Annotated in this window: 16 protein-coding genes; 9 read left to right on the top strand and 7 right to left on the bottom strand. The window is 69.9% G+C overall.

Features of this window, described 5'->3' with window-relative positions; all coding sequences use genetic code 11:
* Positions 1-52 precede the first annotated feature (52 nt).
* The 4 genes from ACSJDX_RS09985 to ACSJDX_RS10000 are packed head-to-tail and all read left to right on the top strand — an operon-like array spanning position 53 to position 3,690.
* On the top strand, positions 53-586 hold the full coding sequence (locus ACSJDX_RS09985; protein ID WP_438352532.1) for a hypothetical protein: 534 nt from the start codon (positions 53-55) through the stop codon (positions 584-586).
* Positions 573-1,526 carry a Kiwa anti-phage protein KwaB-like domain-containing protein gene (locus ACSJDX_RS09990; protein WP_438352533.1) on the top strand — a complete coding sequence of 318 codons (954 nt, stop codon included), beginning with the start codon at positions 573-575 and terminating at the stop codon, positions 1,524-1,526. The genes ACSJDX_RS09985 and ACSJDX_RS09990 overlap by 14 nt, the downstream gene beginning before the upstream one ends.
* Before the next feature lie 21 nt (positions 1,527-1,547).
* Positions 1,548-2,009: a phage tail protein gene (locus ACSJDX_RS09995; RefSeq protein ID WP_438352534.1), complete on the top strand. Its 462-nt coding sequence runs from the start codon at positions 1,548-1,550 to the stop codon at positions 2,007-2,009.
* 37 nt (positions 2,010-2,046) lie between these two features.
* Positions 2,047-3,690: an ABC-F family ATP-binding cassette domain-containing protein gene (locus ACSJDX_RS10000; protein ID WP_438352535.1), complete on the top strand. Its 1,644-nt coding sequence runs from the start codon at positions 2,047-2,049 to the stop codon at positions 3,688-3,690.
* Here ACSJDX_RS10000 and ACSJDX_RS10005 read toward each other — a convergent pair.
* Complete coding sequence (locus ACSJDX_RS10005; RefSeq protein WP_438352536.1) at positions 3,677-3,901, bottom strand: hypothetical protein; 225 nt, start codon at positions 3,899-3,901, stop codon at positions 3,677-3,679. The genes ACSJDX_RS10000 and ACSJDX_RS10005 overlap by 14 nt on opposite strands.
* Before the next feature lie 147 nt (positions 3,902-4,048).
* Here ACSJDX_RS10005 and ACSJDX_RS10010 point away from each other — a divergent pair, with 147 nt between their 5' ends.
* Positions 4,049-4,402, top strand: a complete 354-nt coding sequence (locus tag ACSJDX_RS10010) for a DUF7882 family protein (RefSeq protein ID WP_438352537.1) — start codon at positions 4,049-4,051, stop codon at positions 4,400-4,402.
* Between the two features lie 25 nt (positions 4,403-4,427).
* Positions 4,428-4,682, top strand: coding sequence for a hypothetical protein (locus ACSJDX_RS10015; RefSeq protein WP_438352538.1), 255 nt, complete (start codon positions 4,428-4,430; stop codon positions 4,680-4,682).
* 24 nt (positions 4,683-4,706) lie between these two features.
* Here ACSJDX_RS10015 and ACSJDX_RS10020 read toward each other — a convergent pair whose 3' ends face one another.
* The 3 genes from ACSJDX_RS10020 to ACSJDX_RS10030 all read right to left on the bottom strand — a co-directional run bounded on the left by ACSJDX_RS10020 (position 4,707) and on the right by ACSJDX_RS10030 (position 6,601).
* A complete protein-coding gene (locus ACSJDX_RS10020) occupies positions 4,707-5,465 on the bottom strand; it encodes an EAL domain-containing protein (protein ID WP_438352539.1) in 759 nt (252 codons plus the stop codon).
* 140 nt (positions 5,466-5,605) lie between these two features.
* Positions 5,606-5,989: a glucose-6-phosphate dehydrogenase gene (locus ACSJDX_RS10025; protein WP_438352540.1), complete on the bottom strand. Its 384-nt coding sequence runs from the start codon at positions 5,987-5,989 to the stop codon at positions 5,606-5,608.
* 78 nt (positions 5,990-6,067) lie between these two features.
* The gene (locus ACSJDX_RS10030; RefSeq protein ID WP_438352541.1) at positions 6,068-6,601 is read right to left on the bottom strand and encodes a MarR family winged helix-turn-helix transcriptional regulator; all 534 of its coding nucleotides are present in this window, start codon (positions 6,599-6,601) and stop codon (positions 6,068-6,070) included.
* Positions 6,602-6,663: 62 nt separating this feature from the next.
* Here ACSJDX_RS10030 and ACSJDX_RS10035 point away from each other — a divergent pair, with 62 nt between their 5' ends.
* The gene (locus ACSJDX_RS10035) at positions 6,664-7,506 is read left to right on the top strand and encodes an Fpg/Nei family DNA glycosylase (protein WP_438352542.1); all 843 of its coding nucleotides are present in this window, start codon (positions 6,664-6,666) and stop codon (positions 7,504-7,506) included.
* 172 nt (positions 7,507-7,678) lie between these two features.
* On the opposite strand, the gene ACSJDX_RS10040 is transcribed toward ACSJDX_RS10035, so the two are convergent.
* Entirely contained in the window at positions 7,679-9,190 is a 1,512-nt protein-coding gene (locus ACSJDX_RS10040) for an MDR family MFS transporter (RefSeq protein WP_438352543.1), read from the bottom strand.
* 108 nt (positions 9,191-9,298) lie between these two features.
* On the opposite strand from ACSJDX_RS10040, the gene ACSJDX_RS10045 reads away from it, so the two are divergent.
* Positions 9,299-9,934: a DUF1345 domain-containing protein gene (locus ACSJDX_RS10045; RefSeq protein ID WP_438352544.1), complete on the top strand. Its 636-nt coding sequence runs from the start codon at positions 9,299-9,301 to the stop codon at positions 9,932-9,934.
* Here ACSJDX_RS10045 and ACSJDX_RS10050 read toward each other — a convergent pair.
* Entirely contained in the window at positions 9,931-10,932 is a 1,002-nt protein-coding gene (locus ACSJDX_RS10050; protein WP_204964092.1) for an IS481 family transposase, read from the bottom strand. The genes ACSJDX_RS10045 and ACSJDX_RS10050 overlap by 4 nt on opposite strands.
* Positions 10,933-11,099: 167 nt before the next feature.
* Here ACSJDX_RS10050 and ACSJDX_RS10055 point away from each other — a divergent pair, with 167 nt between their 5' ends.
* Entirely contained in the window at positions 11,100-13,136 is a 2,037-nt protein-coding gene (locus tag ACSJDX_RS10055; protein WP_438354969.1) for an ABC transporter ATP-binding protein, read from the top strand.
* Positions 13,137-13,198: 62 nt separating this feature from the next.
* Here the strand turns inward: ACSJDX_RS10055 and ACSJDX_RS10060 are convergent, their stop codons facing one another.
* Positions 13,199-14,086, bottom strand: a complete 888-nt coding sequence (locus ACSJDX_RS10060; protein WP_438352545.1) for a hypothetical protein — start codon at positions 14,084-14,086, stop codon at positions 13,199-13,201.
* Positions 14,087-14,152 lie beyond the last annotated feature (66 nt).

Raw genomic sequence — 14,152 nt, forward strand, 5'->3', positions numbered from 1 at the left:
CGGGCGTCGGATCGGGCGGCCGGATGTCGGGTGCGACCTCTACTGTGAGGGCATGCTCCGGTTCGTGGTCTCGGCCGGGCTGCTCGCCTCCGCGTTCAGTCCGGTCGCGGTCGTGCTGGCCGTCGTGGTGCATCCCTTCCCCGACGTGTGGGCGAACGTGGTGCTGGCCGTCGCGCTCGCCCTCCCGCTCGGACTGCTTCCGCTGGTGTGGTGGCGCGCCCAGAGGCTGGGAGAGGCGCGGCTGCGTCCCGCGAAGGTGCGCCGCCGCGACGCCGACAACCTCGCCCTGCTGTCGTCGAACGTGCTGCCGCTCACGGTGGCGTTCTTCGCTCCCGACGACGCGCGCACCCCGGCCAGCGTCGTGGTGCTGGTGATCCTCATGCTGCTGTACGTGCGCGGGGGCCTGCAGTACCTGAACCCCGTCCTGGTGGTGATCGGCGTGCATCTGTACGCGGTCGAGCTCGACAACGGGGTGGAGGTGTGGGTGCTGTCGCGTCGTTCCCGCCTGCCGCAGACCGAGCCGATCGACGCGGTGCAGTACTCCGATCACATCTACCTCGAGAGGCGGGCGCATGTCGCGCGATGACCGACGAGAGCACCTCGCCGCCCAGATCGCCCAGATCCGACTCGATCCGGCGCTGACGACGTACGTGGTGCGCGGCGCCTCGCTGAGCAGCGCCACAGTCACCCGGATCACGCTCGAGCGCGATCTCACCGCCACCGTCGTGGCCGATGTGCTGGCGCACGCGGAGCGCATCAGTGAGAAGGAGTTCCTCCCCTACGACCCGTCGTACCAGCTCGCCTCCAACCAGGTGATCGCCGACGACGTCGCCGAGGTTCCCGCGATCGCGGAGCTGCTGGCCGTCGTCGACCGCGACGATGTGGCCACGGATGCCGGGGGCGACCCGGTGATCGCGATGGTGCACCGCGTCGAAGGGGCCGGTGAGGCATCCGTCACCGTTCTGCGACTCACCGGCGCGGGGATCGCCACCAAGCGCGCTCGCGGCGTCAGGGCGCTGCTCGGGCAGGGCGGCGTGTTCACCGAGATCGACGCGGAGATCCTCTACTACGAGCCTCGCTTCGACGCGCTCGTGTCGGGCGGAGACCTGATCGTCAGCACGATCACGCTGCTCTCGCGCAAGCTGGAGGCGCCCGAGAGGGCCCGGGCGCGGGCGCGCGAGGTGTTCTCCACGGCGACCGAGCGGATCGCCATCCGCGGCGCCGACGAGCTCGCCGACGCGGTCGCGTCCGACCCGGCGATGATCGCCAAGATGATGGCGGTGTCCCGCCTGCTCGAGCACGACCCCGACTACGCGGAGCTGCTCACGACCGACCGCCTGGTGCCGTTCCTGCGGGCGAATCCGCACATCGACATCGACATCGTCGGCGAGGGGGATGCCGCGCAGCTCGTCTACGATCCGGCGCCGCAGAAGCGCTACCGCATCGTGAAGGCGCTCGCCGACGACTACCTGTCGTCGCAGCTGACCGGTCGCGATTACGAGGCCGGATCGAAGCAGCGACTGTGATCGGATCGCTACGCTGAGCGGATGGCATATCTCGTCGACTTCACCGACGTCTCGACCGTCGGTCTGGAATCCTCGCCCGTCGTCGACGCCCTCGCCGGGCTCCGTGCGAACGAGGCGCGCTACTTCAAGAACAAGTACGACCACGACTTCACCGTCTCGCCGGCCGCCGAGGCATCGGACGTCGTCGACTGGGTGACGCGGATCCTCGCGGACGAGCGGGGCATCGTGATCGCCTCGCCCGCCCTGGAGGCGACGCGGTTCGAGGTCGACGGCATCCGCATGGCCTACGTCTTCTACGAATCCGGTCTGTCGATCAATGTGATGTACACGATCGCCGAGGCGGGCAAGCGCGCCGTCGGGTTCAAGCTGTCGCAGGGCATGGAGGTGCCCGCCGAGCTCGGCGCGTTCAAGTTCGCGCGGCAGCGGTCGAAGCTGGCCGGCGAGATCCGCGGCTCGTACTTCGTGATCAAGGGCGAGCACTAGTCCGGGAGGCCGTCCTCCGCGATGGGAGGATGAGGGGATGACCGCAACGCTCGTGGCCTCGGACCTCGCCGGCGGATACGGCCATCGCACCCTCTTCGAGGGTCTCGACCTCACGGTCGCGCCCGGAGACGTGGTGGGCGTCGTCGGCGCGAACGGCGCCGGCAAGTCCACTCTGCTGCGACTGCTCGCCGGTGTCGATGCGCCCCAGGCGGGGGTGGTGCGCCTGGCACCCGCGGATGCGTTCGTCGGCTGGCTGCCGCAGGAGCACGACCGCCTCGAGGGCGAGACCGTGGTGGGCTATATCGGCCGTCGAACCGGGTGCGCGCAGGCGACCGCCGACATGGATGCCGCCGCCCAGGCGCTCGCCGATCCATCGCCCGCCGCGGACTCGGCCGACGTGTACTCCGCCGCGCTCGACCGGTGGCTGGCCAGCGGCGCCGCCGACCTCGACGAGCGCGTGCCGATCGTCCTCGCCGAGCTCGGACTGGAGGTCGCGGACGATGCCCTGATGACCTCACTGTCGGGAGGTCAGGCGGCGCGCGTCGGGCTCGCCGCGCTGCTGCTCAGCCGCTTCGACCTCGTGCTGCTCGACGAGCCCACCAACGACCTCGACCTGGACGGGCTGGAACGCCTCGAGGAGTTCGTGCGCGGCATCCGCGGCGGTGTCGTCCTGGTCAGCCACGACCGCGAGTTCCTCGCGCGCTGCGTCACCCGCGTCCTCGAGCTCGACCTCGCCCAGCACGCGAACCGCGTCTTCGGCGGCGGATACGACGCCTACCTGGAGGAGCGCGCCACCCTGCGCCGGCATGCGCGCGAGAAGTACGACGAATTCGCCGAGAAGAAGGCCGATCTCGTCGCCCGGGCACGGACCCAGCGGGAATGGTCCAGCCAGGGCGTGCGCAACGCGATCAAGAAGGCCCCGGACAACGACAAGATCCGCCGCAAGGCGTCGATGGAATCGAGCGAGAAGCAGGCGCAGAAGGTACGGCAGATGGAGAGCCGGATCGCGCGTCTCGAAGAGGTCGACGAGCCCCGCAAGGAGTGGCGCCTCGAGTTCACGATCGGCTCCGCGCCTCGTTCCGGCGCCGTGGTGTCGACACTGAGCTCCGCGGTGTACCGGCAGGGGCTCTTCACGCTCGGTCCGGTGTCGCTGCAGGTGAACGCCGGCGACCGCATCGGCATCACCGGTCCCAACGGCGCCGGCAAGACGACGCTCCTGCGCGCCCTCCTCGGCCGGCAGGCGCCCGACGCGGGAAGCGCGAGCCTCGGTGCGGGGGTGCGGATCGGTGAGATCGATCAGGCGCGGGCGGCGCTGTCGGGGTCATCGCCTCTCACGGCGGCCTTCGAGGCATCCGTTCCCGATCTGGCCGGCGCCGAGGTGCGCACGCTGCTCGCCAAGTTCGGATTGGGCGCGGACCACGTCGGCCGGCCCGTCGACGCGCTCTCACCCGGCGAGCGGACGCGGGCGGGACTCGCGGTGCTCCAGGCGCGCGGCGTGAACCTGCTCGTGCTCGACGAGCCGACCAACCACCTCGACCTGCCCGCGATCGAACAGCTCGAGCAGGCGCTCGACGGCTACGACGGCACCCTCCTCCTGGTCACCCACGATCGCCGCATGCTCGACGCCGTGCGCATCGACCGGCAGTGGCGGGTCGCCGCCGGCCGCGTCAGCGAACGCTGAGCACCGCGCCCTGCGCGAGACTCAGCGACGTCCATTCGCCCAGATAGGTGCGCGTCGAGTCGCGTGCGAAGAACCGCGCGTCGTCGTGCCGCTCGACGGTCCCCAGGAACATGCCCTCGGTGCTCGCGACCCAGAAGCCCGCTTCCACCTCGCGCCAGACCGGCTCGACAGGGAGATCCGGTCGCGGCGGGGCACTTTCGATCAGCGTCATGTGCGCTCCTTCGCGGATGTCGGCGCAACGAACGCGCCGTCGTATCGATTACATCGCGGACCGACGACTCCATGATGGGGATTGACAACGCGGCGTCGGGGTGGGCGGAAGTCAACCCTCCGGAGACGCCTCCTCGGCCGTGGAAGGATGGAGCCGAACGGAGGTCTCGTGGGCAGACTTGTATACGGAGCACCCAACTGGTCGGTGGAGTTCGAGGACCGCGCACTGGCGCACCTGAGGATCGTCATCCTGGCCAAGTTGCGTCGCTCGGAGAGCTTCAGCTTCTCGTGGAAGCAGGACTCCAACCGCGGAAGCGGTCGCAGTTCATTCTGGGTGCACCCCTCGATCCCGATGCAGTTCGAGTTCTTCGGGGGTCGTGAACCCGTCCTCAACCGCGAGTGGATCGACGCGCTCATGCTCACGGCCAACAGCCCGAACGGGCTCGAGCTGGTCCCCGAGCCGACGCACACCGCGTCCCCGCCGGCCGGCGCGCAGAAATGATCCGCACTATCCCGAAGGAGGGCGCATGCCCAGCGTGAACAGGCTCACCGTCGACGGCCGGGACTACTTCCTGCCGGATCCCGTCACCGAACTGCGCGAGAAGATCCTCGACGCGGTCCGTCAAGGCGGCGGGTACGTGAACATCCCCCCGCTGCGTTCGGGACCCGGGATCGACATCCTCTTCTCGCCCGGCATGCCCGTCGTCTGGACGCGCATCGACGTCGGCGGCGACAGCGACGAGGCGGACGAGGTCGAGTCGGAGGCGTTCACCGACATCTGAGCCGCTATCCGCGACGTCGTTCCGTCAGCCCAGAATCTGATCGACGGCGTCGCGGGTCGCCGGCCGGCCCAGCAGATAGCCCTGGGCACGGTCGCACCCGATCGTCTCGGCGCGCTGCAGCTGCCGCGGGGTCTCGATGCCTTCGGCGACGACGCGGATGCCGCGGGCGTGGGCCTGCGCGACGAGGTCGCTCAGGTCCTCCGCCGGGTAGCGGGCTTCATCCTGGATGAGAGTGCGGTCGAGCTTGAGCTCGGTGATCGGCAGATCCTCGAGCCGATCGAGTGAGGCATGCCCCGTTCCGTAGTCGTCGAGCGAGACGCCGGAGCCGAGCTCTCGGAGAGCCTCGAGACGGGGCGCCACGGTGGCGACATCGATGACCGGCATCGACTCGGTGATCTCCACGGTCATCGTCTCCGCGGGAAGGCTGCTCGCGCGCAGTCGGTGGGCGAGCGCCTCGGTGAAGCTCTCCGACGCGAGCTGCACCGGTGAGGTGTTCACGGACACGCCCACGGTGCGTCCCTGTGCGAACCAGGTCTCGGCCGCCGTGAAGCACTCGGCGAGCATGAACTCTCCGATCGCGTGGATGAGCCCGGATCGTTCGGCGAGATCGATGAACTGCTGAGCAGGCACCAGCCCGTGCCGCGGATGCTGCCACCGACACAGTCCCTCCACGGCGACGATGACGCCCGTGCGCAGATCGATCTGCGGCTGGAAGACCGCGAAGAGCTGGCCGCCGGGCACGGCGACGCGAAGGTCGTCGGCGAAATCGGCGGGTGTCGTCACGCATTCCATCTTCGGGATTCGCCGGATGCTCTCAACGGGGCGCGGAATGCGCGCGATCGGAGTAGAGTGCTGCGCCGCGTCCGCGATGCGCGTTGGTCGGCGGCCTGCCCCTCGACCACCGGCGCAGTGCGTCGGCTGCCTCAGAGCTGCCGACCGCAGATGCCGCAGAGCCCCTTCGCGGATACCTCGACGAAGCAGTCCGGGCACATCGCCCGCGGCGCAGCATCCGTCGTCGCAGGGCGGCGGATCGGCTTCTCGGCCGCCGCGCGGCGCGGGCGGGCGGGCGCAGCGGCGGCCGGGGGAGGCGTGCGCGGCGTGTGCGCCGCGCACGAGAACCGCACGAACCCGGCATGGTTCTTCGGATGCCGGTACTTCACGGCCCACAGCTCGGTGCGCGGGAGAGGCTCTGCGTCGGTGCCGCACGCCGCACATCGAGCGGGTTCTCCCGGCGCGAGGTCGGCGACGAGGAACGGGGTGTCGAACGGGAGCGAGTTGCGCCAGTCAGCGGCAGTGACGATCTTCATGACGGGTTCCTTCCGGGTCGGGTGCGGCGGATCACGTCGTGTCTCGAGTCTACGGCGCCCCTTCGGCCCACGGACCCGCTAGCCGTGCTCCTCGGCGGTGAGCAGACGCAGGATGCGCACGAGCTCGTCGCGGTCGCGGCGCTCGAGGGCGCCGAGCTCGATCTCCTCGCGGCGCACGAGCTCGCCCATCGCCGCATCCACCCGCTCCGCTCCCGCGGGCGTCAGTCGCACCAGCACGCTGCGACCGTCACGCGGATGGGGCAGACGCTCGACGAGCCCCCGCTTGTCGAGCTGCGTGAGCCGGTTGGTCATCGCGCCGCTGGAGATCTTGGTCCGCTCGATCAGCTGCGCCGGATTGAGCTCGTGCGCGGGTTCCGCACGCCCCAGGGCGGCGAGCACGTCGAACTCCCACGCCGCGAGCCCCGCAGCGCGGAACGCCTCCGCGCGCAGCCGGGAGAGACGCAGCGATGCCCGCCGCAGCCGAGACATGACGTCGAGAGGGCTGAGGTCGGCATCCGGCAGCCGTCGCGACCACGCGTCGATCAGCAGATCGACCTCGTCGTCGCGGGTCGGCGGCCTCCCTCTGCCCGGACGCCCCTCATTGCCGCTCACCTTCGTCACTCTAACCGTCGCCGGCACCCTGCTCTGTCGGGTGGTCGTGCCATCATGGGCGCGTGCCCGAGTCACCGGAAGTAGAGGCGCTCGCCGAGTTCGTCGCCGCGAACGTGGTCGGCCGCACCGTCGCGTCGGTCGCCGTGGCCTTCCCGAAGGCGCTGAAGGCCGGCGACCCGTCGGCGCTGATCGGATGCCGCGTGGCCGCGGTGTCGCGTCACGGCAAGCTCCTCGACCTCGCTCTCATCGGGCCGGACGACCGTGACGCGCATCTCGTGGTGCATTGGGGGCACGACGGCTGGCTGCTGTGGCACGACGTCGTGCCTCTCGACGCGAAGCGCGCAGGACAGGCCACGCTGATGGCGCGGGTGCGACTGCACGACGGATCGGGCTTCGACCTCACCGACGCGGGGCAGTGGAAGGCTCTGTCGATGTTCGTCGTGTCGACGCCCGCCGCGGTGCCCGCGATCGCGAAGCTCGGGCCGGATCCCACCGACCCGGACTTCACCGTCGACGACCTCGCGCGCGTCGTCAGCGGGCGGCGAAAGCAGCTCAAGGCGCTGCTTCAGGACCAGAACGCCCTTGCGGGGATCGGCAACGCCTACTCCGACGAGATCCTCCACGCGGCGAGGCTGTCGCCGGTGGTGCACGCCTCCGCACTGAGCCCCGACGACATCGGCCGCCTCTTCGCGGCGACGCGCGGCATCCTGAGCCAGTCGATGGACGATCGCCGCGGTCTCGCGCCCGACGACCTGAAGGACGACAAGCGCGCCAACATGCGCGTCCACCGTCGACCGGGCGCGGACTGCCCGGTGTGCGGCGGCACGATCGCCGAGATCGTCTTCTCCGGGGCGGCAGCGCAGTACTGCCCGACCTGTCAGACCGACGGCGTCCCGCTCACCTGACGCCCCGACGGGCGTGCGCAGGTCTACGCTGGTCTGATGACCGCCACGCAGCAGCCCACTCAGCTCCCCGTGCTCCAGCCCGTCCCCGACGCGCAGAACCTGCTGTCGCAGGATGCCGCGGGCGGATGCTGCGGCGGCGAGTCCTGCGGCATCTGAGTCGCCTCCCGCGCGGTCAGTGACCGATCGGCGCGCCCTCGGGTGCGTCGGCGGGCTTGCGCACGAGGAACGATCCCCCCACGGCGAGGAGCGACACGATCGCGCCCACCAGGAACGCCGCGCGCACGCCGGCGGCATCGCCGGCGACCTGCGCGGCGCCGGTCTGGACCGCCGCGGCCGACACCCCCGACATGACGGTGATGAACACCGCGATCCCGGCGGCGCCCGCCACCTGCTGAACGGTTCCGACGATCGCGCTCCCGTAGGAGTAGAAGCGCGGCTCGAGCGAACCGAGCGAGGCGGTGAACAGCGGCGTGAACGACATCGCGAGACCGAGCGACAGCAGGATCTGCACCGCGACGACGAGCCACACCGGCGTGCTCTCGCCGACGGTCGAGTAGAACCACAGCGTCGCGCTGGCGATGATCGCCCCCGGGATGACCAGCACGGCCGTGCCGTAGCGATCGTAGATGCGGCCGATCAGGGGTCCGGTGAGGCCCATCACGAGGGCGCCGGGGAGCACGATGAGTCCGGTGTCGAGCGGGGTGAGACCGAGCACGTGCTGCAGGTAGAGCGGGAGCACGGTGATCGATCCGAAGAACGCGAGCGAGAGCACCAGCATCTGCGCCATCGAGATCGAGAAGTTCACCGATCGGAAGACGCGCAGGTCGAGCAGCGCGTCGTCGACGCGCTGCAGTCGCAGCTGGCGCCAGACGAACAGGGTGAGGGCGACCACACCGGCACCGAGGGACATCCACAGTGCGACGGACGCGTTGCCGGCCGCGGCATCGGCGGCCGCGGTGCCGCCGTGTGCGGCGGCGCCGCCGATCTGACTCAGTCCGTAGACGATGCCGCCGAAGCCGATCGCCGACAGCACGATCGACAGCGCATCGATCGGGGCGCGGCGGGTCTCGCCGACGTTCGTGACCCATCGGGCGCCGACGACCAGCATGACGAGCGCGATGGGCAGCACCACGATGAACAGCCCACGCCAGCCGAGCGGGGTCTGCAGGATGACGCCCGACAGCGTGGGTCCGATCGCGGGAGCCATCGAGATCACGACCGAGACGCGCCCCATCATGCGACCGCGGGCCTGCGGCGGGACGAGGGTCATGATGGTCGTCATCAGCAGCGGCATCATGATCGCGGTGCCGGACGCCTGGATCACGCGGGCGCCGAGGAGCACCTCGAACCCGGGCGCCAGGACGGCCACGAGCGTGCCCAGGGAGAACAGCGTCATACCGCCGATGAACGCCTGGCGCGTCGTGAATCGCTGCAACAGGAAGCCGGTGATCGGGATGACCACGGCCATGGTGAGCATGAACGCCGTAGTGAGCCACTGCGCGGCGAGAGCGCTGATGTTCAGGTCGGTCATGAGGTGCGGGATCGCGACGTTCATGATCGTCTCGTTCAGGATCACGACGAACGCCGCGCCCAGCAGCAGCCAGATCACGCGGGAATCGCGCGCACTGATCGCCCCCGATGCGGGAGCGGTCCGTACGGTGTCGGTGTCGGTGTCGGGGGTCATCGATCGTCTCCTCGGCAGCACGGGACATCCGTCTCCCGAGACGGCCCTGTACGACCCTAACGGCGTGCGCCGACATCGCATTCCCGATCGGATGGCACGATGTCGAGCATGACCATGCGATTCGCTCCGCTGCTGAGACTGGGCGTGGGGCTCGTGGGCGGGGTCGTGACCGGCACTGTCGTGGGTCACGTGCTCGGTCTCGCTGCGGGCCTGCTCAGCGGATGGGCGGTCGGAGCCCTGATCGCCGTCGTGTGGATCCTTCTGGTGGTGTGGCCGATGGACGCCGCCTCGACCCGCGCGCACGCGCGTCGGGAGGATCCCGGCCGGCGGCTCGCGCGCCTGATCGCCGTCGCCGGAAGCGTCGCGAGTCTCGGAGCGGTGGCCGCCGTGCTGCTGCAGTCGCACGACACCGATCGTGCCGGGCGGTTCGTGCTCGCCGGGATCGCGGTGGTCAGCGTCGTGGCGTCGTGGGCGCTGATCCAGACCGACTACATGCTGAGGATGGCGCACGTGTACTACGCCGACCCCGAGGGCGGCATCGATTTCAATCAGGACGAGGATCCGATGTTCACGGACTTCGCCTATATCGCCGTCGGACTCGGAATGACGTACCAGATCTCCGACACCGATCTGCGCACGAACGCCCTGCGGCGGATCGTGATCGCGCAGACCCTGCTGGCCTACGTGTTCGGCGCGGTGATCCTCGCGACCGTGGTGAACCTGGTGGCGGGTCTCGGCGGCTAGCTGTACTTCCCCGTGACGTTGTGAACGCGGGCTGAGGGGGTCTGGCCGCCGATCCCGGTGTGGGGTCTGTGGTGATTGTAGTGATGCAGCCAGGTCTCGTATGCCGCGGCTCGCTCTGCTTCGCTGGCGTAGGGCTTGGCGTAGGCCCATTCGGCGGCGAGGGTGCGGTTGAAGCGTTCGACCTTCCCGTTGGTCTGCGGCCGATACGGCTTTGTCCACTTGTGCTTCACACCGTCGCCGAGCGCGTCCGCGAACGCGTGTGACCGGTAGCACGCGCCGTTGTCTGTCATCACGGCGGTGACCGTGACTCCGAGGCTCGCGAAGAACGCGTTCGCGCGGGTCCAGAACCCTGCCGCGGTCTCCTTGCGTTCGTCGTCGAGGATCTCCGAGTACGCGACTCTCGAGTTGTCGTCGACGGCGTGGTGCAGATACCGGTAGCCGCGGGAGCCGGCCGCTCCTGACCGTGCGGCCTTGTCACGGACGGATCCCGCGGCACGGTCCTGCGCCGATCCGCGGCCGAAGGCGCGCCAGCCGCCGCCATCAGGGATCCGGCCCTGCTTCTTGATATCGACGTGGATCAGCTGGCCCGGTCTTGCGACCTCGTACCGCTTCGGCGTCGGCTTGCGGACTGGCAGCCCGGTGGCCTGATCGATGTTCACGAGCTTCGGCATCCCATACCTGGCCAGCACCCGGCCGACCGTCGAGCGGGCAAGGCCCAGGTGATACGCGATCCGGTGCGGACCCCACCGGCGGGTGAACCGCAACGACACGATCCTCCGCTCCGTCTTCCGCGGGAGCCGGTTCGGCGAGGTCTGCGGCCTGAAGCTGCGGTCCGTCAACGGCAGCCCGGCCCGATACCGGTCGACCCACCGTTTCGCCGTCGCGGGCGAGCACTGGAACCGTTCCGCTGCCCGCCGCAACGACCAGCCCCGATCCACGACGAGGACAGCAAGACGACGACGCCCTTCCGGCGTCAAAGGCGCGTTAGCGTGAGACACGAAGACCTCCGTGGTCAGGATGCGAGTGTGGTAACCCACATCCTGCCCGGAGGTCTTCGCCTACCTCACCCGTTCACAACCTCCCGGGGAAGTACAGCTAGCGCGGTCGTCGCGGCGACATCGCGGGACTCGACGTCCGGGCCCGGGTCTACGCTGGCCCGATGAGCATGGGGATGCGCGGCGGAGGCGGTCGCGGGCGGATGGTCGACCCGAAGGCGCAGAAGGCCGAGAACGCCGCCGCGCCGCGGATCGCCGACCTCGGGGGCCGCATCCTGGGTCTGTTCCGCCCCTACCGAGGGCGTCTGGTGGTCACCGGCGTGCTGGTGGTGCTGAGCGCCGCACTCGGTGTGGTGCCCGCGCTCGTGATCGAGCGGGTCTTCGACAACGCGCTGTTCCCGGCATCCGGAGGCCCGAACCTGCCGCTGCTGGTCGAGCTCGTGATCCTCATGATCGTGCTGTTCGTCGCCTCGTCGGGGATCAACATCGTGCAGACGTGGCTGACCGCTTCGGTGGGCAACCGCGTCACCGGCGACCTGCGTCTGCGTCTCTTCGCCCACCTCCAGCGGATGGACCTCGCGTTCTTCACCCGCACGAAGACGGGCGTGATCCAGTCACGCCTGCAGAACGATGTCGGCGGCGTCGCCGGGGTGCTCACCTCGACGCTGACCAGCATCCTGGGCAACCTGGTCACCGTCATCGCCTCGCTGGTGGCGATGATCCTGATCGACTGGCGGCTCACCCTCATCGCCGTGGTGATGCTGCCGGTCCTCGCGCTCGTGCAGCGGCGGGTGGGGATCGTGCGCGCGCGCATCGCCGCCGAGACCCAGGAGTCGCTGTCGGAGCTCACCGCGATCACGCAGGAGACCCTGAGCGTGAGCGGCATCCTTCTGTCGAAGTCGTTCAACCGGCAGCGCACCGAGGAGGCGCGATACGCGTCCGAGACGGCGAATCAGGTGCGCCTCCAGGTGCGGCAGACGATGAGCGGGCAGTGGTTCTTCGGGGTCGTGGGCGTGCTGATGTCGTCGGTGCCGGCCATCATCTACCTCGTCGCCGGATTCCTGCTGACGGGCGGCAACGCCGACATCACCGCGGGTGTGATCGTCGCGTTCACGACCGTGCAGGCGCGTCTGCTGTTCCCGCTGATGGCGCTCATGCGCGTGGCGCTCGACCTGCAGACCTCCCGTGCGCTGTTCGCGCGGATCTTCGAGTACCTCGATCTCGTGCCGGCGATCGAGGATGCGCCGGACGCCATCACCGTCGCCGATGCGCCCGGGCCGCTCGGCGGCGTCGAGTTCCGCGACGTCGTGTTCCGCTACCCCGACGCGGCCGACGACAGCCGTCCGACCCTCGGGGGCGTCTCGTTCGCCGCCGAGCCCGGCCAGCACGTCGCGTTCGTGGGACCCTCGGGCGCGGGGAAGACGACGATCCTGTACCTCACACCGCGGATGTACGAGGCATCCGCCGGTCGGGTGCTGTTCGCCGGCGCCGACGTGCGCGATCTGCAGTTCGCGTCGATCATCGACCACGTCGGCATCGTGTCGCAGGAGACCTACCTCTTCCATGCCACCATCCGCGAGAACCTGCGCTACGCGAAGCCCGACGCCACCGACGACGAGCTCGAGGCGGCGTGCCGGGCGGCGAACATCCACCACGTCATCGCCGGGTTCGAAGGCGGCTACGACACGATCGTGGGCGAGCGCGGCTACCGCCTCTCCGGGGGTGAGAAGCAGCGCATCGCGATCGCGCGCGTGCTGCTGAAGGACCCTGCGGTGCTGCTGCTCGACGAGGCGACGTCGGCGCTCGACACGGTGTCGGAGCGGGTCGTGCAGGAGGCGCTGGATGCCGCGGCGCGCGGCCGAACGACCCTGTCTATCGCGCATCGACTGTCGACGGTCATCAACGCCGATGTGATCCACGTGGTCGACGGTGGTCGGATCGTCGAGTCGGGCACCCACGCGTCGCTGCTCGAGGCGGGTGGGCTGTACGCCGAGCTCGCTGCTCAGCAGCTCGCCGCCTCGCGCATCCTCGAGGTCGAGGAGTCCGAGCCCTCGGCCGATCATCCCGACCGCCGCGCCGACCGCCCGCCCGTCGAGGGGGCCGGGGCATCCGCGTCGGAGCGGCCCGAGCTCGCCGTCGTGACGGGCGCGGTCCCCGTCGACGAGCGCGCCTGGCCGAACCTCGGCACACTCAACACCCCGCGCTGAGGGTGGGTGAGTTGCGCCATTCGGCGGGCTTCGGAGCGGCGGAGACGACGGGATGACGCAACTCAGCGAGCAAGCGCGGCGTTCAGGTCCGCGAGCAGCGCCGACGGGTCGTCGAGGTCGGCCTGGGTGACCGAGAGGTAGGTCCACCCGAGAGCCTCGATCCGCCGGCGCCGGGCGATGTCGCGCCTCCACTGGGACTGCTGCCTGTGGTGGTCGCCTTCGTACTCGACCACGATCTTCTGGGCGACGAACGCGAGGTCCACCCTGGCCACGAAGGCGCCGTGACGATCGCGGATCACGAGGTTGACGTCATCCGGTGTCAACCCGGCCTCGGTCAGAACGACCCTCAGCTCGGACTCCTTCGGCGATTCGGCGCGCGGATCGAGCAGTTCGACTGCGCGTGCCAGTGCGATTCGGCCGCGGCGTGCGACGGAGTTGCGCACGGCCGCGCGCAGATCCTCGTGCGTGCTGAGTGCGCGCCGGAGGACCGCATCGCCGACGGCGACGAGTTCGCCGAGGCTGAGCAGGGGTGCGAGGTCGCAGAACGTGCGCGCAGGAGTGGTGCAGAGCACGCCGTACCTCCGGTCGGCTTCGTCGTCGCGGCAGACGACCTGGTGTCCGCGCGTTCCCCCGCCCGCCGGCGCGCGAGCACCGCGCGGGACGCTCACATCGACGGCGGTTCGCTGCGCGAGAACCGGCGGCAGCGGGAGTTCGTGCAACAGTGCTGCCGTGACGTGACTGAAGGCGGCGTACCCCGGTAGGCGTGTGCCGCGTGCCTGGCAACGCTCGAGGAGCGTGGGCTCGTCTGTGCTCAGGCGGACGCCGTGGAACGGCGCCGTGAGGTCGCCTGCCCGCAGCCGTGCGCGGCTCACGCCGAACTCGAGCGCTCGGGAGACGGTGAACGCCGGCTCCGAGAGACCGGGCGGGAGAGGGGACGGCGGACGCGGCATCCGTCATCGTTGCTCGCCGCGCGCACCGCAGACCGCTCTCCACAGCGTCGCCCCGCAGCGGCTCCG

The sequence above is a fragment of the Microbacterium fluminis genome, assembly GCF_051549805.1.
Taxonomy (GTDB): Bacteria; Actinomycetota; Actinomycetes; order Actinomycetales; family Microbacteriaceae; genus Microbacterium.